The organism is Colwellia sp. 1_MG-2023 (genome assembly GCF_030546755.1).
GTDB lineage: Bacteria > Pseudomonadota > Gammaproteobacteria > Enterobacterales > Alteromonadaceae > Thalassotalea_H.
Genome location: NZ_JAUOPE010000001.1, coordinates 78,924 through 99,516, shown reverse-complemented (window position 1 = coordinate 99,516; position 20,593 = coordinate 78,924). Strand labels below are relative to the sequence as shown.

The window sequence follows — 20,593 nt, the reverse complement described above, 5'->3', positions numbered from 1 at the left end:
AGAGCCGGTAGGTCTTATTTTTTAATTTTTACTATAAAAATAAGTAACTTACTGAAATACACTGAAATCGATCATTTACTTTACCTAATTGAATTATAAGTCTTTTGAGGTATAGCTTGTTTAGGTAAGTAAATAGTTGATTTTGATACTCCCATCAAAAGTAGTGCAAGTGTTTATGATTACAATAAAAAAAGGTCTGGATGTTCCTGTAGTTGGTTCTCCCCAGCAGGTAATCCATGATGGCAATGCCATCAAAACCGTTGCAACATTAGGTGAAGAGTTTGTGGGTATGCGACCAACCATGTTTGTTAAAGTGGATGATCGTGTTAAAAAAGGTCAAGTTCTTTTTGAAGATAAAAAGAATCCTGGCGTTAAATTCACAGCTCAAACAGCCGGTGTTGTTAAAGAAATCAATCGTGGTGAAAAACGTATTTTACAGTCTGTCGTTATTGAAGTTGACGGCGATGAACAAGAAACGTTTACTAGCTACCCAGCCACTGAACTAAATACATTAAAACGTGAAGATGTTGTCTCAAATCTTGTTGATTCAGGTTTGTGGACCGCAATTCGTACACGTCCATTTAGTAAAGTTCCTGCTATTGATTCATCACCAATCGCTATCTTTGTTAGCGCAATGGATACTAATCCGTTAGCAGCAAATCCAGAGGTGGTTATTAATGAACAAGCTGAAGCTTTCAAACAAGGTTTAACTGTACTTTCGCGTTTAACTGAAGGTGAAGTGTTTGTTAGTAAAGCACCTGGAGCTAATATTCCTGTAGCTGAAAATGTGAATGTTAACGAATTTGCCGGTAAACATCCTGCTGGTTTAGTAGGCACGCATATGCATTTTTTGAAGCCTGTTAGCGCTGAAAAATTTGCTTGGCATGTTGGTTATCAAGACGTTATCGCAATTGGTCAATTATTTACCACGGGTGAATTAAATTGCTCTCGTGTGATTGCCCTTGCGGGACCTGAAGTGAAGAACCCTCGTTTAATCCGTACTATCATTGGCGCGAATACTAATGATTTAGTGGCAGGTGAAATTAACGATGGAGAAACGCGTGTTGTATCTGGCTCTGTTTTGTTAGGAGCTACAGCACAAGGTGTTCATGCATACCTTGGTCGTTATCATGTACAACTTTCTGTATTGAAAGAAGGTCGTGAGAAAGAATTTATTGGTTATATGTACCCAGGGCCGAATAAATTCTCGGTGACTCGTGCATATATGTCTCACTTCTTTCCAAGTAAGTTATTTAATATGACAACAACGACTAATGGTAGTGCTCGTGCAATGGTACCAATTGGTAACTTTGAACGTGTTATGCCTTTAGATATTTTACCAACTATGTTGTTACGTGATTTAGCTGCTGGTGATACCGACAGTGCACAACAACTTGGTGCCTTAGAGCTAGACGAAGAAGATTTAGCGCTTTGTACATTTGTTTGCCCAGGCAAAACAGATTACGGCGTACTCCTTCGTGATTGCCTAACCACAATTGAGAAGGAAGGTTAGTCATGGGCTTGAAAAAGTTTATAGAAGATATTGAGCCGCATTTTGAAAAAGGCGGCAAACATGAAAAGTGGTTTGCTTTATATGAAGCGATAGCTACTGGTTTATTTACCCCTGGTTATGTTAACAAAGGTAAAACTCACGTTCGTGATAGTATTGATTTAAAACGTATCATGATCACGGTTTGGTTAGCGGTATTTCCTGCCATGTTTTTTGGTATGTACAATATTGGTTACCAAGCGACAGAAGCATTAGCTCTTAACTATGCATTGCCTGATACATGGCAAGTAGGCCTTTTTCATATGTTAGGTGGAACCCTAACGACTGATTCTGGCTGGTTTAGCATGATGTTCTACGGTGCTATGTTTTTCTTACCTATTTACGCAGTAACTTTTATTGTTGGTGGTTTTTGGGAAGTATTATTTGCGGCAGTTCGTAAACATGAAGTCAATGAAGGTTTCTTCGTTTCTTCTATACTTTTCGCACTAATTTTGCCGGCAAGTATTCCATTATGGCAAGTCGCTATTGGTATTACTTTTGGTATTGTTATCGCAAAAGAAATTTTTGGTGGTACAGGTAAAAACTTCTTAAACCCAGCTTTAGCGGGTCGTGCGTTTTTATTCTTTGCTTATCCGGCAGAAATTTCGGGTGACTCTGTTTGGGTAGCCGTTGATGGCTTCTCAGGTGCTACGGCATTAAGTGCTGCAAACCAAGGTTTGATTGATTACAGTATAAACGCTGATTGGTGGAATGCTTTTTGGGGATTCATGCCAGGATCTGTGGGTGAAGTATCTACAGCCGCTATCTTATTGGGTGGTGCGTATATCTTGTATAAAGGGATTGCCTCTTGGCGTATCGTATTAGGTGTGTTTGCCGGTATGGTCGTTACTTCATTTATTTTTAATGCTATTGGTAGTGACACTAATGCTATGTTTGCTATGCCTTGGTATTGGCATCTAGTGGTTGGTGGTTTCGCCTTTGGTATGATGTTTATGGCAACGGACCCAGTATCAGCCTCATTTACTAACACAGGTAAATATTGGTTTGGTGCGTTAGTAGGAATTATGGTGGTATTAGTTCGAGTTGTGAATCCTGCTTTCCCAGAAGGTATGATGTTAGCGATATTGTTTGCTAACTTATTTGCACCGTTGTTCGACTACTTTGTTGTTCAAGGTAACATCAAAAGGAGGCTTGCGCGTAATGTCTAGTTCTAAAGAAACCTTTGGCAGAACGGTTGGTTTTGTCTTTGTTGTTTGTCTTGTTTGTGCATTATTAGTATCGTTTTCGGCGGTACAATTAAAGCCACTACAAACAGCAAATAAGTTGCTTGATAAGCAAACTAAAATTTTAGAAGCCTCTAATTTATTAGATTTTGCCGGTGATGATATTGTTGCTACGTATAATCGTTTTGTTGAAGCAAAAATGATTGACCTTGATACAGGTGCATATATTGAAGATGCATCTCAACAAGAAATCGATATGTTCGATGAACGTCGTAATGCACGTGATGCCGAAAAATCAAGTAAACCTGAAAACGATTTAGCAGGCATAAACCGTCGCTCAAATACTGCCGTTATTTATTTAGTACGTAATGGTGGTGGCGAAGTTGAAACGGTGGTACTTCCTATTGTTGGCTCTGGCCTTTGGGATTTAATGTATGGCTTTGTAGGACTTAAAGCTGATTTAAATACCGTGAAAAGTGTTATTTATTCTGATCATAAGGAAACTCCGGGCTTAGGGGCTGAAGTATTAAACCCTGCTTGGAAAGCTTTATGGCCAGGTAAGAAAATTTTTAACGATGCCGGTGATGTGAAAGTGCAACTTGTTAAAGGTGGCGCTAAAGAAAATGATATTCATGGTGTTGATGCACTTTCTGGTGCTACGTTAACCAGTAACGGTGTAACACACACATTACAGTTTTGGTTTGGTAAAGAAGGCTATGGTCCTTTTATTGCTAAAAATCGTGGAGGACTTAAATAATGTCTTCAGATACTAAAAAAGTATTAACGAGTCCTATTGTTGATAACAACCCTATTGCGTTACAAGTACTAGGTATTTGTTCAGCATTAGCGGTAACAAGCTCTATGGCGAATGCTTTAGTAATGACGTTAGCAGTAGTCGTTGTAACAGCATTTTCTAACTTGTTTATTTCAATGATCCGCAACATGATCCCATCAAGTGTACGTATCATCGTACAGATGGCAATTATTGCTTCATTGGTAATTGTGGTTGATCAGGTGCTAAAAGCCTTTTCATATCAACTATCGAAAGAACTTTCGGTTTTTGTTGGTTTGATCATCACTAACTGTATTGTTATGGGGCGTGCAGAAGCTTTTGCGATGAAAGAAAAGCCGGTTGTAAGCTTTATGGACGGTATTGGTAACGGTTTAGGCTATGGTTTTATCTTATTGACGGTTGCATTCTTCCGTGAATTATTTGGTTTTGGTAAGTTATTTGGTATTGAAATTCTGCCATTGATTCAAAATGGTGGTTGGTATCAAGCGAATGGCTTATTAGTGTTACCATTTAGTTCATTCTTCATCATTGGTTTAATCATTTGGGCAATTCGCCAATGGAAACCAGCACAAGTTGAGAAGGATTAAAGCAAATGGAACATTATTTAAGTTTATTAGTAAAAACCATTTTTATTGAAAATATAGCTTTAACATTCTTTTTAGGAATGTGTACTTTCTTAGCGGTTTCTAAGAAAGTTAGTACGGCAATTGGTCTAGGTGTCGCAGTCGTAGTGGTTTTAGGTATTGCGGTTCCTGCAAACCAAATTATTTATCAAGCGATATTAGCACCTGGTGCATTAGATAGTTTAATGGGAATTACTGACCCAGCGAAATCTATCGACTTAAGCTTTTTATCTTTTATCACCTTCATCGGTGTAATTGCAGCTTTAGTTCAAATCCTTGAAATGGTTCTTGATAAGTATTTTCCAGCACTTTATCAAGCATTAGGTATCTTTTTACCGTTAATAACAGTGAACTGTGCGATTTTTGGTGCCGTATCTTTTATGGTTGCGAAAAATTTAACTTTAGGTGAGTCTGTTGTTTACGGTATTGGTTCTGGTATTGGTTGGGCATTAGCAATTGTTTTACTTGCTGGTATCCGCGAAAAGATGAAATATTCTGATGTACCAGATGGCCTGAAAGGTTTAGGGATTACGTTTATTACTGCAGGATTGATGGCATTTGGCTTTCTTTCTTTCGGTGGTATCTCGTTATAATAAGATTAATGCAGAAGGTGTGCGCTACTCATTGAGTAGAGCGCCTTCTCCTAGAAAAGTGTAAGGAAAAGTCGATGGAAATTATTCTCGGCGTAGGCATGTTCACTGCAATCGTTATAGCTTTGGTACTAGTGATCTTATTTGCTAAATCAAAGTTGGTTGCCGAAGGTGACGTAACTATTTCAATCAACGGCGATGCTGATAAATCAGTAACAACCGCTGCGGGTGGAAAATTATTAGGCGCACTTGCTGAACAAGGGATTTTTATTCCTTCAGCATGTGGCGGTGGCGGTACTTGTGGTCAGTGTCGTGTTGAAGTGCATTCAGGTGGTGGTGATATTTTACCAACTGAATTAGGTCATATTACGAAACGTGAAGCGAAAGAAGGTTGTCGTTTAGCGTGTCAGGTGGCTGTTAAACAAAATATGGAAATTGAAGTTGAAGATGAAATCTTCGGTGTTCAACAATGGGAATGTGAAGTTATCTCTAATGATAACAAAGCGACTTTCATTAAAGAGCTTAAACTTAAAATTCCAAACGGTGAATCAGTACCATTTAAAGCCGGTGGTTATATTCAAATTGAAGCGCCTGCGCATCATGTAAAATATAGCGATTTTGATATTGACGAACAATATCGTGGTGACTGGAATCACTTTGGTTTCTTTGATGTTGAATCAAAAGTTGATACCGATACGTTACGTGCATATTCAATGGCAAACTACCCAGAAGAAGAAGGCATTATCATGCTGAATGTGCGTATTGCTACGCCACCTCCTGGAAAGTTACATTTACCTGCAGGTAAAATGTCATCATATATCTTCAGTCTTAAGCCTGGCGATAAAGTGACTATTTCAGGTCCATTTGGTGAATTTTTCGCGAAAGAAACTGACAATGAAATGGTATTTATTGGTGGTGGTGCTGGTATGGCGCCAATGCGTTCTCATATTTTCGACCAATTAAAACGTCTTAAATCTAAACGTAAAATGAGCTTCTGGTATGGTGCACGTTCACTTCGTGAAATGTTCTATGAAGATGACTATAACGGTCTTGCGGCTGATAATGAGAACTTCGAATGGCATGTTGCGTTATCTGATCCTCAACCAGAAGATAACTGGGATGGCTTAACAGGTTTTATTCATAACGTACTACATGAGCAATACTTAAAAGATCATGAAGCACCAGAAGATTGTGAATACTACATGTGTGGTCCACCAATGATGAATGCTGCGGTTATTCATATGCTGAAAGACTTAGGTGTCGAAGATGAAAATATCATGTTGGATGATTTCGGCGGATAACAACTAATTTTGATGGCCTTTTGGCTTTTACTCTTCGTTAGAAGTGCTCACCTAGTAAACTAGGCTCCGCGCTTCTTCCTTGATTAATAACCAAAATTCGAATCAAAACTTAGCCGTTATAATTAATACTAGAAAGGTGACTGAGGTCACCTTTTTCTTTAGATGAAGATAGTTTAGTAAATATTATTTATATAAGAAGCTTTAACTATTAAGTAAAAAAAGCTGTTTACATAAATAATATATTTGATGGGTTTTAAAATGAATAAATTGAAATCAATTTTTGTCTTAACATTACTGATAGCGTTAAGCGGGTGTTTTCCTAGTAACGATTTGGAAAAGCAAGAAGTACTTTTGCAAGGTAAAACAATGGGGACCACCTATAATATCAAAGTGGTTGTCGGTAGCGAATCTCAAGTAGATATGAAGCAAATGCATCAAGGTATTGATGATTTATTAGTACAATTAAACCAAGAGATGTCGACATATATTAAAGACTCTGAATTATCGCTATTTAATCAGTCAAAGGATCTATCACCAGTTAAAGTTTCAGCAGGATTAGATAGAGTTATAACTGAAGCGATTCGTTTAGGGCAGTTAAGTGAAGGAAAACTTGATATTACTGTGGGGCCTTTAGTGAATTTATGGGGGTTTGGCCCAGATTTTCGCCCTGAAACTAGCCCTTCTGAACAGTTACTTGAATCGACTCGCCAACGTGTTGGTTTAGATAAACTCGTCTTAAAAAATGGCACGTTAAATAAATTAATCCCTGATTTATACGTTGATTTATCAACCATTGCCAAAGGGTATGGCGTTGATATTGTTGCTGAGTATATCGAACAGCAAGGTATTGAAAATTATTTGGTGGAAATAGGCGGTGAAATGCGCCTAAAAGGTTTTAAGCATACCGGTGAACTCTGGCATGTTGCGATAGAAAAACCTGTGACAACTGAACGAGCTGTGCAGCAAGTCATTGTTCCTAAAGACAATGCCGTTGCAACTTCTGGAGACTATCGCAACTATTATGAAGTAGACGGTCAACGTTTTTCTCATATTATTGATCCCGCTACAGGCAAGCCAATTAATCACAAGTTAGTATCGGTAACGGTTATTCATCCATCATCGATGACTGCCGACGGCTTATCTACGGCTATGATGGTTATGGGTGAAGAAAAAGCGTTAGCTTTTGCAGAGCAAAATAATTTGGCTGCGTATTTTATCGTTAAAACGGACAATGGCTTTGTTGAGCAAAGCACGGTAAAATTTATCCCGTATCTAAAATAAAAAATTAGTAGAAGGTAAACAAAATACTAGTTTTAGACCGAGCTTTAGTTTTTTATTCGTTAATTGTTGAGTAATTTCATTATGATGATTTTTTTAGTGACCTTAGGTTTTTTTCTTATAATTGCTGCTGGAATGGCGGTCGGGTATATCTTTCAACAAAAAACGTTAGCAGGAAGTTGTGGAGGATTAGGCTCTGTTGGTATTGAAAAAGCTTGTAACTGTGATAGTCCTTGTGAAAAACGCCAAGAACGTGAACGTATCGCTGCTCAAGAGCGTGATAAAAGCTGTTCAATCAATATTAAAAATATCTAGTAATTTCCTAACACCTTCTTGTTTAAAGCTACCTTTTGGTAGCTTTTTTAGTTTTAACGGCAAGATTTCAACTTGATGTTAAGGTAAAACCAATTATACTGTTTATATTTACAGTGTTTCTGGTTTTTTGTGATGAAGCAAAGAAAAATAATACATGTTGATATAAAGGTAATATCCTAAAAACTTCCTTACTTTTTAAAATTATTTTTTAAATAAGTTTAAGAAAAAAAATAATTTACTATGATGTCTAAATACAAACTACTGTATTTTTGATCATAGGTGCTAAATGGCTAAGAAGAGAAAAGGAAAGTTAAAGATAAAGTTGTCTAAACCAGATAACTCTAATGTTGTACTGATAACTGAGAATTCACTTCCAGCATATCATCATTTTATAGACTCCCCAGATCACAAGTTTCGTTTGTTTTTTGAATACCCTAAATCTATTGATGAGGTTATAGACGAACTTAGACCTAATAAAAAATTTCTGCGTAAAAAAAGTAATCATAACCCATTTTTGTTAATGCAAGACGGTAAAAATCTTGTTAGTGACGACATAGCTAGAACGTTCTCTCGTCTATTGATGAGAAAAGTAATGAATGGATATGCAACAAATCCAGTTCGCCCTGGGGATAAAGAGCATTCTGCAATTAAGAGTTTTTTTAGTTATTTGGCATCACTAGAAACTTCACCTCAAAAGTTTGAAGAAATTACCATTATTCATTTATCTGGTTGGCTATCACAAGTATCTAAAGGATCTAGTGCCACACTTAAAAAAGCTTTAACTAGCCTTTTGGATCTGCACCCTATGTCTAATGCCTTAGATATGACTGATCTCCGTTGTTCACATGATATAAAAGAATCTAAAGCGCTTGAAGAAGTAGATTTTGATGAGATTGTTAAAGAGTCTGATTATAGTGAAAAAGTTCACTTTCAATTTTTAGCTTTTATCTATTATGAAATCGAATTGGCTGAGGAAAGGCTTAAAAACCTACAAGAAGCATCGGTAGATATTCTAAGGGACGATTATATTCCTTTAAGCGAACTCGTTAAGAAAAATCCAACCATAGAACGATTACTAAATAGTGGGGAAGAAGGTTTTAAGCAGATTTTCTACCATTATTATCTGTTTATTAATGATGAAGTTAATGGCATTAGAAAGTTCGAACACGAGCCTAATTATCATTGGTTTAATACCAGACTTTCTGAAATTTCAAAAAGCTTAAATAAAGATAGTGATAACCCAAAAGATAAAATTGAAAACTTCAGAGCGTTCTGTATTTCGTCTCAACCGGATAATTGGTCGGTTACTCCTACGAGTGAGCAATCACCACTATTTAGCTATTTATCTTTATCTTCAAAGCATCATGAATTGGCTATTTTACTTTATGCGCTTATTACACTTGGAATAAATAAAGAAGTGGCCCTGTCTTGGAAATGGGAAGTTAATGGGCGGCCTTGGTACGAAAATTATGATGTTGATTTAGGGATAAATCATAATTCTCCCCCTCGCGATAAGAAAATTGTGTTGAAAGGAATAAAAAGCAAAGGAGGTAAGCAAACACCAGTTCTAAAGAGTATTTCTGTTAATAGCCCACTTTATGGTTACTTAAAGTTCCTAGATAAAACTCGACCTGAGGGCAGAGAGTATATTTTCAAATTTGGTAGTACAGGTGGAATATTTGCTGCTTTTTGTAAGCATTACCCAATTATTGATGATGATGACAAAAGGTTAAGTAGTATTGAGACAAGAAAGTTTAGAAAAAGCTACATTGGCTATAAAACTTTGAAACTACTTAAAGGTGTAAAAAGTGCAGATGATCTAGTTAACAACTTACGTGAAGCACTTAATCACAAAAGTTTCGACACAACCTTCTCCAGTTATATCATGAAATCAGGCATGGCTCGGATGGTAGTTGATAGTGCTATCGTTGCTTTAACAACAGAAATGTTAGAAGAAGCTATGACTTTTAAAGGAAAAATAAAAGAAGATAGCGAGCGTTCAGAGGAAAACATTCCTGTATTTCTTTGTGACTGTAGTGACCCTTCAAACCCAAGTCATGGCCTACCTATTGCTGAAAAGTGCTTAAAATATGATATGTGCCTAGGTTGTGAGCGTAGTGAAGTATATTCAGAGCATTTACCCGCTATTTGTTATCGAATAATGGAGTATGAGGAGAAAGAAGATGTAACTCCCGAAGTCTTTAATATTACATTAGTTGATAAACTGACTATTGCTCGTGATGTTGTTGAGAAATTTAAAAATAATCACTCAAAAGGTATGGAAACAGTCGAGGAAGCTTACGTAATAGCAACGGCTGCTATGAACAGTGGTGAAAGACTTTTACCACCTATTTTGAGCTTTGGGGGATAAATGATGATTGAAGAAAATAAAGTATTAGAAATCACAACACAAGCTGATTCTGCATTCACTAAAGGAAAAGAAATGTGGACTTGTTTAGATTCTTTATCAGATCATTATAAAGATAAAAATATGGATAAAATATCACCAGTATCAACTTTTCACTCCGGCAGGTGGGACGGTCATGGTGGAGCTAATATGAATTTTGTTTGGCACCAATGGCTGCCTGAGTCAAAACATTACCCTCTACTCTTAGTTTGCAAAGTAATGGCTTACTTTGAGGTAACAAACCAGAACAAAAAAATTTCAACAGTATTAAACAATATTCGAGAATTCATCTCTTTTTTTAAAGAGATGTTTGAATCGAAATCTATTCTTGTTGCTGAGTATAACCAACCTTTCCAAAACCTGTCATACCTTACGAAAAGTGATGTTATCCATCAATGTCAGCTTCAGTTTGCCAGTACATCAACATTACACCCAGCGCCTTTAATAGGGCTAAATTACCTAGCTTTATGTAAATTGAGCAACTTTCCTAATGCAGAGTTTTTAATTTCAGGCAGCAAAACCTCGATGCCTTGGGGTAATGAGCCTATATCCCAATGGGCTATAGATATATGTTCTTCTTTAGAACAAGAGAATTCAGATGGGTTTTTTTTTGATTCAAACAATGATGGAGTAAAATCATACTCTCCTTTGAAAATGGAGGTTGTGGATGCAATAGTTCAAAAGGCTATGCTTTTTATTGATGAGCATATAGGACTAATTAATGATGTTTTTGATGAAATAGACAAATTTTCAGAGTTAAATAATATTAGTCATCAAGATGGGAAAGGAAGAATACATGAAAAGGTAAGGCGAGATATTGAGGATAAATATGGAGAGCAGCTCAATTTAATCGTTCCTTTATTTTATAGCAGGGATAATGAAGATAATGCTTTATCAACAAGATGGTTTGATGAATTTGAACAGTTGATTCAAGGAGCAGTAGCATGGTTAATCCTTTTAACTACGGGCTTGCGTAATGTAGACATGCGTAACTTAGTGAAAGGCTGTTGCCAACAAAGTAAACGATTTGATCTGCTTTATTATCTGATAACAGACATAAAAAAAACAAATTTAAAAAATTATGTTATTCCAGTACCTCCACTTATTAAAAAAGCAGTAGATTTAGCCACTAGTGCCAAGATAGATAGAACTGGCCATATGCTATTAAACCAAAGGATGGCATCTTCCACTGATAATACTTCTTCAGACAAAAAGAAAATAGGTAGCTGTAAAGGCTTCAACAACTTAATTCAAAACTTTGCTAAACACTTTGATATTCAATTGGAAACAATCAGTGAAGATGACGATGATGAAGCCACAGCTCATTGTGTTAGAGCAACACTAGCTGGCTATATTGGCTCAAAAAGTCATGCTGCAATAATATTATTAAAAAGACTGTTTGGGCATAGCAATAATTTGATGCCAGATGCTTACCTTTGTAATAACCCCATTATTGTAAGGGATAGAAGAAAAAGAATTCTCAGTGCACAGAAAGAGCAAGCATCAATAATGGCTAAAAACCTAGTTAGAGCTACTGTTTCTGGCGTTAAAGGAAATCAGTTACTTGATGGGGTTGAGCATATAAAGCAGGAGCTAAAAAACGAATTGAAGAATGAATCACTTACAGAAATGGACTTTCATGTTTGTCTTGAAGAAAGAATCAAAGAAATATTATTGATGAGGATATTGGGTGAAGATATTTATGCTTTACATACCCCTGTTGGTGTTATTTGTATGAGAAGCCAAAGCGATAGTACTGATTCTCCATGTGCTAAACGAGGTAACCATGAGCGGAGAAAGGTATTAAATATTAGTAAAGATGTAACTGATGTTTTAGCAACATTACCAAATCCAGCGCATTGTATTGGTAAAGACTGTTCGGACGCTTTGCTTGGTAGAGATTGGTCACGGGATATCCTTTATTCTTTTGACTATTATATCAAACTACTAAAAGGGCAAGGACATGAAAATGTTGATATAGAAAACTTAGCTAAACAAGTTGTAAAAATATATGCACCAGTACTAAAAGATCTTTACATAGATGAACGTGAGGAGGCTTATTTTGACTAATGGTACAATTAAGCCTGTTAAAACAGCCGAACAGACTAAAAAAAGAAGCCATAGTGAGCGATTAGCTGACTTGAGGGTTTCGTTTGAAAAGTGCAAAGCACGAGCTAACGCGACTGGAAGTATTAATGAATGTAGTCTTGAGAAAGTTAGAAAACAAGTAAATGTATCTGACAGCTATTTTTACGGTAAAGACCGTGTAGATCAAGCCATTCATGCTAGATATCAAAAAATCCGAGAGGATGTAGATGAATTTAAGAAAACCTTTAAAGGAACTGATGGAATAAAAGAGCAGACTGCTTTAGGTGAAGCTATTTTAGAGCGTAATAATTTTGAAAAAGAGCGTGATGAAGCACACTTTCTAACAGCTAAAATCACAGAAAAGAATAAAAAGCTTATTGATGACTTAAACAACTATAGGAGGCAAAAAGAAGAAACTGAAAATAATGCTATCGCCATTGCAGCTTCACAGGTCAATAGCAACACATCTCGATCAAATGTTGTTAGTTTTAATGAACCTAAAATTATCTCCCCAGATGACTTCTTAGTTGATAAAGATAATAACTACGATTACTCAAATCAGACAAAAATTGATAATGCATGGCGCTCAGCGAAACATAAATTAAAAGAAAGCATACTTAATACTCGAATTTCGATGAGAATCTATATGCTTATTGGCGTTCAAAATTCAGGTAAAACAGAATGGCGAGAGAATAGAAACAATTTTTTCTTAGATAGACAACCAATTGTAATTGATGCCACTAATTTGACTGTCGCTAAAAGATCAGAGTTTTTTCTGGAAATTATGAAAGTTCAGTCTGAATCAAAAAAAGATATTAAAGTTTGTGCTGTATTTTTCGATGTGCCCCTGTTGCAGTTAATTCAACGAAATAAAGAACGACCAGCCACTAAAAGGTTACCAGACCAGTTGATTACTGATAATTATAACCGTATAGAGTCACCAACAACCTCTGAACTGTTTGATGAAATCATCATAGTGAGGCAGTAATTATGACTATTAAAACTTTAAGCAAAGAAGTACTTATTGAAAAGTTTAATCGCGAAGAAATATCAAAAGCTGATCTTGGTAAACTCAGACGAATCTGCCTGAAAGAAACTCTTGATAAAATTCTACAATGTAACAGCGATGATATTGCTGGTTACCTTAGTTTAAACAAATCAAAAATAGATAGAGCAAAACTAGCTAAGTTAATGGGCTATGGGACTACTACAGATAGCTTAAGGCAAACATATAAAGATGAAATTGAAGAAGTTGAAAGTGTATTAAGAAATCGAGGGGTTATTACTGGCGTTGTAAAATCTAATAAAGAAGTACATAGCGAAAATATCGAAGGTTTTACTACTTTTATTCAAGCTAGATTAGAAATGAATAAACCAGCATATTTTTGGCCTGTAAATAACAACGGTAGGTTATTCCAAAGAGTAATCTGGGCAATGTGTTTAGACCAACCAATTGAACAAATAAAGTCAGCTCCAAACTTTTTCTATGATGAACCTATACGCGCACTAATTGCAGATATAGATGCTAAATTAGCTTGTGGCGAGTTATTAAAAACATTGGATTATGCTTCAGAATCTGCTTTAGATGAAATGAGTGATTGCATGACTTCTTCGGCATTAAGAGCCGCAAGGCAACAGATTAAAAAGTTACAAGAACAAAAAGCAGCGTTACGAGAGGAGAACAAAAAGTTAGAAAAAGAAAATGACAAATTAGAAGAAGGTAAAGTTGAACTTGAGAATGAATTAAACCTGTATAAGCAAAAAGGCAAAAGCTTAAGTTCACTAAACAAAAAGTCAGATATCAAACTTCAGAGTGTACGTTGAAATGTTGGAACGTATAGAGGTTGGCACTGTAACTAGCTTTGTATATAAATCTGATTCACTCCAAGTTTATAACCTAAAAACTGAAAATAAAACAATTAAAGTACGTTCAAATAATGTTCTACCTTTTGTAATGAAAGGCGATCATATTAAAATAAAAGGTAGCCTTGTTTTTGATGAACGTTATGGAGAACAACTCCATGTTTCTGAGTTGTCTTATGTCTCACTTACCATTAGCTTAATTTATGATTTTATTATGCAAGGAACAGGTATAGGAAAAGCAATTGCTTCACGTATCATAGCGGCCTTTCCAGATAATTTAATTGAAGTCCTTGAAAGGAAAGATGTTAATGCATTAACTAGCATAGAGCGTATAACAAGAGCGACAGCGCTTGTTGTGATAAATCAATGGCATGCACATGCCGGAAAAGTGGCTCTAATTCCTTTTGTCGAGTCCGTCTTGGAAAACGCCCCTGTAGCTCAACGAAATAGAATTAAATCATCAGTGAAAAAAAGTTATGAGTTCTATAAAGGGAACACTGTTGAAAAATTAAAAGAAGATCCGTACCGATTATGGAGTTTTTGTTCATTCAAGGATACAGATGCTTTCGCAAAAGCTATGGGAATAGCTAGTAATGATAATAGACGGCTAATCTGTGCTGTAGAAGATGTTGTTTATCAAAAACTTTCTGAGGGACATACTCAGGTGTACCCTCTACAGTTTTTAGACGAACTAGAAAAATGTGTTGGTGCTGATAATGTTATTAAGGCGATTGTTGCTGCTAATTATTCATCAAAACATAACCATCCTAGACTAATAATTCGGAATCAAGAACATCTAAACCCAGTTCAGAGTCAATTTACTCGCGAAGGCTTCAACCTGGCTGCACAACATGAACATCCTGATTTCATCAAATTATATAATCAGGCTTATGCTTTGCCTGGTACGGCTGAAATTGAAAGGTATGTAGAAGAGCAGTTAACATACCGAATAGAACAAAAAATAAAGAATATACCAGTATTAGAAAGTGATATTTCATCATATAAACTTCCAAGTGGTCACAAACTAAATAACAAACAAAAGTTAGCCGTTGAAACTATCTTGTCTAATAGCGTCTCTTTAGTATGCGGTGGCGGTGGCACAGGGAAGACATCCGTGCTCATCGCAGCGAATGAATTAATCAAAAGAGCAGGTCATCATGTATTACAAGTAGCCATAGCAGGAAAGGCTGCTCAAAGACTTATACAACAAACTGATGATGACGCACTAACTATCTCAAGTTTATTAAGCAAAATTAAAGCTGATAAGAGTTTTCTAAATAGCCTAGAGCTACCCGTTTTTCATATTGATGAAGCTAGCATGGTAGATCTTTTAACAATGTTTAAAGTACTTAAAGCATTTGAAGGTAAAGCTATTAGGCTTGTTTTTATAGGTGATTGGGCACAATTACCACCAATAGGACCGGGATTAGTATTCCATCGTTTAATGCAGTGCCAGAGTCTTTCTAAAGTTGAGCTTAATGAAAACTATAGGAATAACAGTGGTGTTATTGATGCTGCTGATAAAGTGAAGCTTGGTAAAATTATAACAGCCAACGATGAAGTTGAAATTATTGAATATGATGAAAATATAGAACTGAATGAGATACTTCTGACTAAATATAATGAAGCTGAAAGCTATGGCTCTGTGCATATTATTGCAGCAACCAAAAAAATGGTGTCAGAGTCGAACCAAATATTACACAAAGAATTACGGAAAAATGACAAATACATAAAAGCTGTGCCTGAGTTTAGACTTAATGACAGCGTAATATACAAGAAGAACAATAAGCAGTTAGGTTTAGTTAACGGAAGTACAGGAATAATAGTCTCAGACGGAAATGATGGTGATATCGACTTGGTTGTTGATTTTGATATTGAGGGTAAAACCGCATTAAGATTTGATCAGGTAAAAAATACCTTTAGAGGAGATTATATTTTACAGCATGCTTATGGTCTGACATGTCATGCCGCGCAAGGAAGTGAATTTGATGTAGTAATAATCATCCTTCAACCATCTGAATACCTTGAAAGAAGCTGGTTATATACAGCGATAACACGTGCTAAAAAAAGAGTTGTCATTCTTACAAAAACAGATCTAATTCAACAAATAATAGATAGAGGATTTGCATTTGAAGAAATAAATGCCGGATTATATTTATGATCGAAACGAATATTATTCCAGTATTTAACTCCTTCTCTATGGGTACTGTTTTTATATACAGCCACATGTTCAAGTGATAAACTCAAATTAATATGATATTGAACCTAATTTAAACTGTAGCGGCAAGGTAAATGGTTGAGGAAGATCACCGACAAAAGAAGCTCATTCATGTAGATATGGATGCTTTCTATGTAAGCGTTGAAATTCGTGATAACCCCGAATTGAAAGGCTTACCTGTTGCTGTTGGCGGAAAATCTGATCGCAGAGGAGTTATAGCTACATGTAATTATGAAGCCAGAAAATTTGGTGTTCGTTCTGCTATGGCCACAGCAAATGCTCTTCGAGAATGCCCTCATTTAGTTATTGTGCCTGGTCGAATGAATGTTTATAAGGAAGTTAGCCAACAAATCAGAGAAATCTTTGAGCGCTATACAGATTTAATTGAGCCACTCTCATTAGATGAAGCTTATTTGGACGTTACTGAGTGTGATATTTTACATGGCTCTGCAACGTTAATTGCCCAAGAAATTCGTCAAGAAATATTCAATAAAACAGGTTTAACTGCTTCTGCTGGAGTTGCCCCCGTTAAATTTCTGGCTAAAGTAGCAAGTGATGAAAACAAACCTAATGGTCAATTTGTTATTACACCAGATGATGTTATTCCGTTTATTGAAAAAATGTCATTAAAAAAGATATCAGGTGTAGGTAAAGTTACGTTGAAAAAACTCAACGATATTGGTTTGTATACGGGTCAAGATATCAGAAATTCAAACGAGATGCTTTTGGTAAATAATTTAGGGAATTATGGTCATGTACTTTGGAAACGCTGCCAAGGTATTGATGAAAGAAATGTAGAAACCACAAGAGTTAGAAAATCAGTAGGCGTTGAAAGAACATTCAGTGAAGATATTAGTGAATATGCAGATCTTAAAGCGTTGATGATTGAAAAGTTAATTCCAGAATTGATGGCTCGCTCTAAAAAACACTTAGAAACAAGAACCATTTCTAAGCTAGGTGTGAAAGTTAAATTTAATGATTTTGTTCAGACAACGAAGGAGCTTAAACATAGCTCAATGGATGAAGGAATTTTTGACGCTCTATTAGACGAAGCTGTACATCGTGGCCAAGGTAAAGCAATTAGATTGTTAGGCGTTCATATCGGATTAAATGAAACTAGCGATGACTCAGTTGATCAATTAGAACTATTTTAATGGCACTCTCAAAAATAGATTTAGGTTTCGCGCAGCGGGTTCTGAATTATTTTTGTGAGTTAGTAAGCGCAGCGCGGTAGACACAATAATCTTCAAGCCAGTAAAGTTATTATTATTATGCTGGCATTTCCTCGAAATTAATTATCTCCTGACTGTATTTTCCAAAAATATCTGTCATCGCTTCATAAGATTCTGTCAGAACGTTATTTGTAAAATTACCCTTAATTGAAAGTACTAATTCTTCAATGTTACTTTCCTCTGAAGAACCTTCATCTTCGACTATATCATCCTTTCTAGTTGATTCATTTTTCAAGTTTTCAATTTTTTCAAACGACACAATGTTTGCGTGCTTTGGAATGTCTTCACTTATCCTATAAGCATACTCAACTAGTTTAGTTTCAGCAGGCATGAATAGCGCAGCTTCTTGGTTTTTCGTATGTGTTACACGTAATATACGGCCTAGTATTTGGCGGTAATGAAGCTCAGTTTTTATATTGGTTAAATGGCAACAGACCTGCAAGCGTGGAATATTAGTGCCTTCACTGATCATTCCTATACTAACAATCCATTTGTTTGAACCATTTTTATACTGCCTAATTTTCTCTGTAGGAGAGTCTTCTTTATAGCTAACAATGACAGCAGACTCATTCAACGTTTGCTCAATTATTTCAACAATTTTTAAAGCATGCTCAACAGAGGAAGCGACAATTAAACCACCCGCATTTGAATTACTTTGGCGAATTAAATTCAATTCTTTATCTGCTCGTTTTATTAGGCTTACAATAATATTTTCATTATGTATAAGTGCTTTATACGAAAATGATGAGCCTGATAATAGCTCATCAAAACTATTGTATGACTTTGTGGTATTTGAAGATCTCAGTGTTATTTCATCATTATCAATAGCAATGATCTTGGGCATTCGACAGACATTATCATTTATCGCATCAGATAAACCATAAACATAGTCACATTTTATCTGACCTTTAGTTGTAGAGTATTTAGATAAAGAAATAGGCGCAGCATCTGATCTCCATGGTGTCCCACTTAAAGCCAATGTATAAGTGGCTTTAGATTGAATTTTGTTAATAATTTGTTTGCCCCATTCATTCGAATTTTCATCATGAGTTCCGCTGCAATGGTGAATTTCATCGAAGACAGCAAGAACTTTTAATTTCTCGAATAATGCCCAAAAATTTTCATCAAGATATCCCATTTTCTGATAAGTAATTGATTGTCCTTTATCACCTATTCTTCCGTTAAATGAGCACTGTGTAATATCACTTAATACAGTCGAGAATTCATTTGCTACAATGCTGGAAGGAGAAAAGCAAAGCACTAAATCAATCGAGCCATTATTCAGTAATCGATTAGCCAAATTAGCAGTCATAAATGTTTTACCTGCCGCAGGTGTAGCCTGAACCAAAAAATGCTCTTGTCCTGATTTATACTTTTTTAAAGCAAGTTCAATACATTCATGCTGCCATTTTCTTAATTTCATCATTGTTTTAAATCCGTATTATTAAGTATTGATTCAATGACTTTAATTCTGCCTAAAAGTCTACTGTTTTGATCTCGAATTTTATTGTACTTATCTTGAAGTTCCTTCTTTAGTTCTGGGTATTCTATGCATAGTTGTTCGTACTCTTGAGCTTCACCTATGCCAATTAGTAACTGCTGCTTATAAGTTCTATGTTTTTCTTTAACTCCTATTGATGAAAAGTCGCTTTTTTTACTTTGGTTGGTATGAAATCTATCTGTCTTTATATAGATTCCACTGAACACAGGGTCACTAGGGGATCTCTCAATCATTCCACTTTGGGTTAATAGCTTAACTTGAGCAAATATCAACTTGAACATGTCGGGGAGCGCTAAAAGATCTTCGCCAACTTTTTCTTCATAAGCCTTTTTTAGTTCAAATGTTGTAAAACGATCAAAAGATGGGGCACTAATTATTTGTAAGATCTTTTTATCAACACTCATACCAATAACCTTTAATCATTAAAATACCACAAAAAGGTAGTTTAACACCTTTTTGTGGTGCTTCAATACCTCGATAAAAATATTTAAACATGAAAGAATTTATTTATTTAATTAAGTGAAAATTAAATGAGTAGCATTGCTAAAAAGCTTGGCAAAAAAATTAAATTAATGAGAGTTGAGAAAGATATGTCGCAGAGTGATGTAGCTCAAACAGCGAATATTGATTCTTCTCACATTGGTAAAATTGAGCGTGGTGAAGTAAATATTACCGTTGAAACGCTTTATAGGTTGGCTGCATCTCTTGAATGTAATCCAGCAGTACTGTTACCTGATATTGAACAAATACCAGAGTGACCTTATAAAGTTATTTTAGAATAAAAATATAGAGATAATTCAATGAAATAGTTTGCTATTTCATTGGGGTATGTCATAAATGACTTGTTAATATAGTTCGTTAAGTAGAAAAGGAATTACCGTTTGAAGGATAAGGAAAAAATTGCATTATTTATAGACGCAGATAATGCTCCTGCGGCAAAAGTCGATATCGTACTTTCTGAACTAGCTAAGTATGGTGTGGTTAATATTCGTAAAGCATATGGAAACTGGAAAAGCCCTTGTATCAAGCCTTGGGAAGATGTCCTTCATGAGTATGCTATCCAACCAATTCAACAGTTTGATTTAACTAAAGGTAAGAATGCCACCGATATTGCACTTGTTATTGATGCAATGGATATCCTATACACAAAAGATGTTGATACCATTTGCCTAGTTTCATCAGATTGTGACTTTACACCACTCGTTACTCGCGCACTTGCCGATGGTAAGTTTGTTATTGGTTTTGGTGAACGTAAAGCACCAACTGCTTTCGTCAATAGTTGTTCAAAATTCTTATTTCTTGATGACATAGATACTGAAGAGAAACCAAAACAAAAGCGTAAACCACACATAAAAAGTGATACCAAGTTAATGAATATGCTTCGTCAAGCTGTTGAAGCTTCTGAAGATAATGACGGTTGGGCTAATTTAAGCGCTATTGGTAATCATATATCTAACCATGCTTCTTTTGATCAACGGAATTATGGATATAAAAAAGTAAGCGATTTATTCGCTGCAATAGATTTATTTGAAATGAAGCAAACAAATGGTTCTGTTTCGTGGGTACGAAATAGAAAACGAACTAACAATAAATAACAGATATCAAGGTCATCCAATTTTAAACTTTGATAGTGAATTACAGAGAATAACGA

The 20,593-nt window shown here is 35.6% G+C and carries 18 protein-coding genes; 16 read left to right on the top strand and 2 right to left on the bottom strand.

The genetic code is table 11. The features are described from left to right. Positions 1–175 precede the first annotated feature (175 nt). The 14 genes from Q4493_RS00355 (at position 176) to dinB (ending at position 17,363) form a co-directional block, all read left to right on the top strand. Positions 176–1,513, top strand: a complete 1,338-nt coding sequence (locus Q4493_RS00355; RefSeq protein WP_303448510.1) for a Na(+)-translocating NADH-quinone reductase subunit A — start codon at positions 176–178, stop codon at positions 1,511–1,513. A gap of 2 nt (positions 1,514–1,515) precedes the next feature. Continuing rightward, a complete protein-coding gene (locus Q4493_RS00350) occupies positions 1,516–2,718 on the top strand; it encodes an NADH:ubiquinone reductase (Na(+)-transporting) subunit B (RefSeq protein ID WP_303448507.1) in 1,203 nt (400 codons plus the stop codon). After that, positions 2,711–3,490: a Na(+)-translocating NADH-quinone reductase subunit C gene (locus Q4493_RS00345; RefSeq protein ID WP_303448505.1), complete on the top strand. Its 780-nt coding sequence runs from the start codon at positions 2,711–2,713 to the stop codon at positions 3,488–3,490. Before Q4493_RS00350 ends, Q4493_RS00345 begins: the two co-directional genes overlap by 8 nt. Continuing rightward, the gene (locus Q4493_RS00340) at positions 3,490–4,113 is read left to right on the top strand and encodes an NADH:ubiquinone reductase (Na(+)-transporting) subunit D (RefSeq protein ID WP_303448503.1); all 624 of its coding nucleotides are present in this window, start codon (positions 3,490–3,492) and stop codon (positions 4,111–4,113) included. Before Q4493_RS00345 ends, Q4493_RS00340 begins: the two co-directional genes overlap by 1 nt. A 5-nt stretch (positions 4,114–4,118) precedes the next feature. Continuing rightward, a complete protein-coding gene (nqrE, locus tag Q4493_RS00335; protein ID WP_303448501.1) occupies positions 4,119–4,742 on the top strand; it encodes an NADH:ubiquinone reductase (Na(+)-transporting) subunit E in 624 nt (207 codons plus the stop codon). A 74-nt stretch (positions 4,743–4,816) separates the two neighbouring features. Further along, the gene (gene nqrF, locus Q4493_RS00330; RefSeq protein ID WP_303448499.1) at positions 4,817–6,040 is read left to right on the top strand and encodes an NADH:ubiquinone reductase (Na(+)-transporting) subunit F; all 1,224 of its coding nucleotides are present in this window, start codon (positions 4,817–4,819) and stop codon (positions 6,038–6,040) included. 258 nt (positions 6,041–6,298) lie between these two features. Next, entirely contained in the window at positions 6,299–7,321 is a 1,023-nt protein-coding gene (locus Q4493_RS00325) for an FAD:protein FMN transferase (protein WP_303448497.1), read from the top strand. A gap of 81 nt (positions 7,322–7,402) precedes the next feature. Next, positions 7,403–7,633 carry a (Na+)-NQR maturation NqrM gene (nqrM, locus tag Q4493_RS00320; protein WP_303448496.1) on the top strand — a complete coding sequence of 77 codons (231 nt, stop codon included), beginning with the start codon at positions 7,403–7,405 and terminating at the stop codon, positions 7,631–7,633. A gap of 286 nt (positions 7,634–7,919) precedes the next feature. Next, on the top strand, positions 7,920–10,004 hold the full coding sequence (locus tag Q4493_RS00315; RefSeq protein ID WP_303448494.1) for a hypothetical protein: 2,085 nt from the start codon (positions 7,920–7,922) through the stop codon (positions 10,002–10,004). Beyond that, a complete protein-coding gene (locus tag Q4493_RS00310) occupies positions 10,005–12,110 on the top strand; it encodes a hypothetical protein (protein ID WP_303448492.1) in 2,106 nt (701 codons plus the stop codon). It begins immediately after the preceding gene. Next, entirely contained in the window at positions 12,103–13,116 is a 1,014-nt protein-coding gene (locus tag Q4493_RS00305; RefSeq protein WP_303448490.1) for a hypothetical protein, read from the top strand. The genes Q4493_RS00310 and Q4493_RS00305 overlap by 8 nt, the downstream gene beginning before the upstream one ends. A gap of 2 nt (positions 13,117–13,118) precedes the next feature. Continuing rightward, the gene (locus Q4493_RS00300) at positions 13,119–13,952 is read left to right on the top strand and encodes a hypothetical protein (protein WP_303448489.1); all 834 of its coding nucleotides are present in this window, start codon (positions 13,119–13,121) and stop codon (positions 13,950–13,952) included. 1 nt (position 13,953) lies between these two features. Next, positions 13,954–16,152 (top strand): ATP-dependent RecD-like DNA helicase, encoded by a 2,199-nt coding sequence (locus Q4493_RS00295; protein ID WP_303448486.1) that lies wholly within the window; start codon positions 13,954–13,956, stop codon positions 16,150–16,152. Between the two features lie 131 nt (positions 16,153–16,283). Then, complete coding sequence (gene dinB / locus Q4493_RS00290) at positions 16,284–17,363, top strand: DNA polymerase IV (protein ID WP_303448485.1); 1,080 nt, start codon at positions 16,284–16,286, stop codon at positions 17,361–17,363. A gap of 115 nt (positions 17,364–17,478) precedes the next feature. Here dinB and Q4493_RS00285 read toward each other — a convergent pair whose 3' ends face one another. Both Q4493_RS00285 and Q4493_RS00280 read right to left on the bottom strand, forming a co-directional pair. Continuing rightward, complete coding sequence (locus Q4493_RS00285) at positions 17,479–18,867, bottom strand: DEAD/DEAH box helicase (RefSeq protein WP_303448483.1); 1,389 nt, start codon at positions 18,865–18,867, stop codon at positions 17,479–17,481. Further along, complete coding sequence (locus Q4493_RS00280) at positions 18,864–19,346, bottom strand: hypothetical protein (protein WP_303448482.1); 483 nt, start codon at positions 19,344–19,346, stop codon at positions 18,864–18,866. The genes Q4493_RS00285 and Q4493_RS00280 overlap by 4 nt, the downstream gene beginning before the upstream one ends. A gap of 126 nt (positions 19,347–19,472) precedes the next feature. Here Q4493_RS00280 and Q4493_RS00275 point away from each other — a divergent pair, with 126 nt between their 5' ends. Together Q4493_RS00275 and Q4493_RS00270 are read left to right on the top strand one after the other, a co-directional pair. Beyond that, positions 19,473–19,700 carry a helix-turn-helix domain-containing protein gene (locus Q4493_RS00275; RefSeq protein WP_303448480.1) on the top strand — a complete coding sequence of 76 codons (228 nt, stop codon included), beginning with the start codon at positions 19,473–19,475 and terminating at the stop codon, positions 19,698–19,700. 123 nt (positions 19,701–19,823) lie between these two features. Next, positions 19,824–20,537 (top strand): NYN domain-containing protein, encoded by a 714-nt coding sequence (locus Q4493_RS00270; protein WP_303448479.1) that lies wholly within the window; start codon positions 19,824–19,826, stop codon positions 20,535–20,537. Positions 20,538–20,593: the final 56 nt, after the last annotated feature.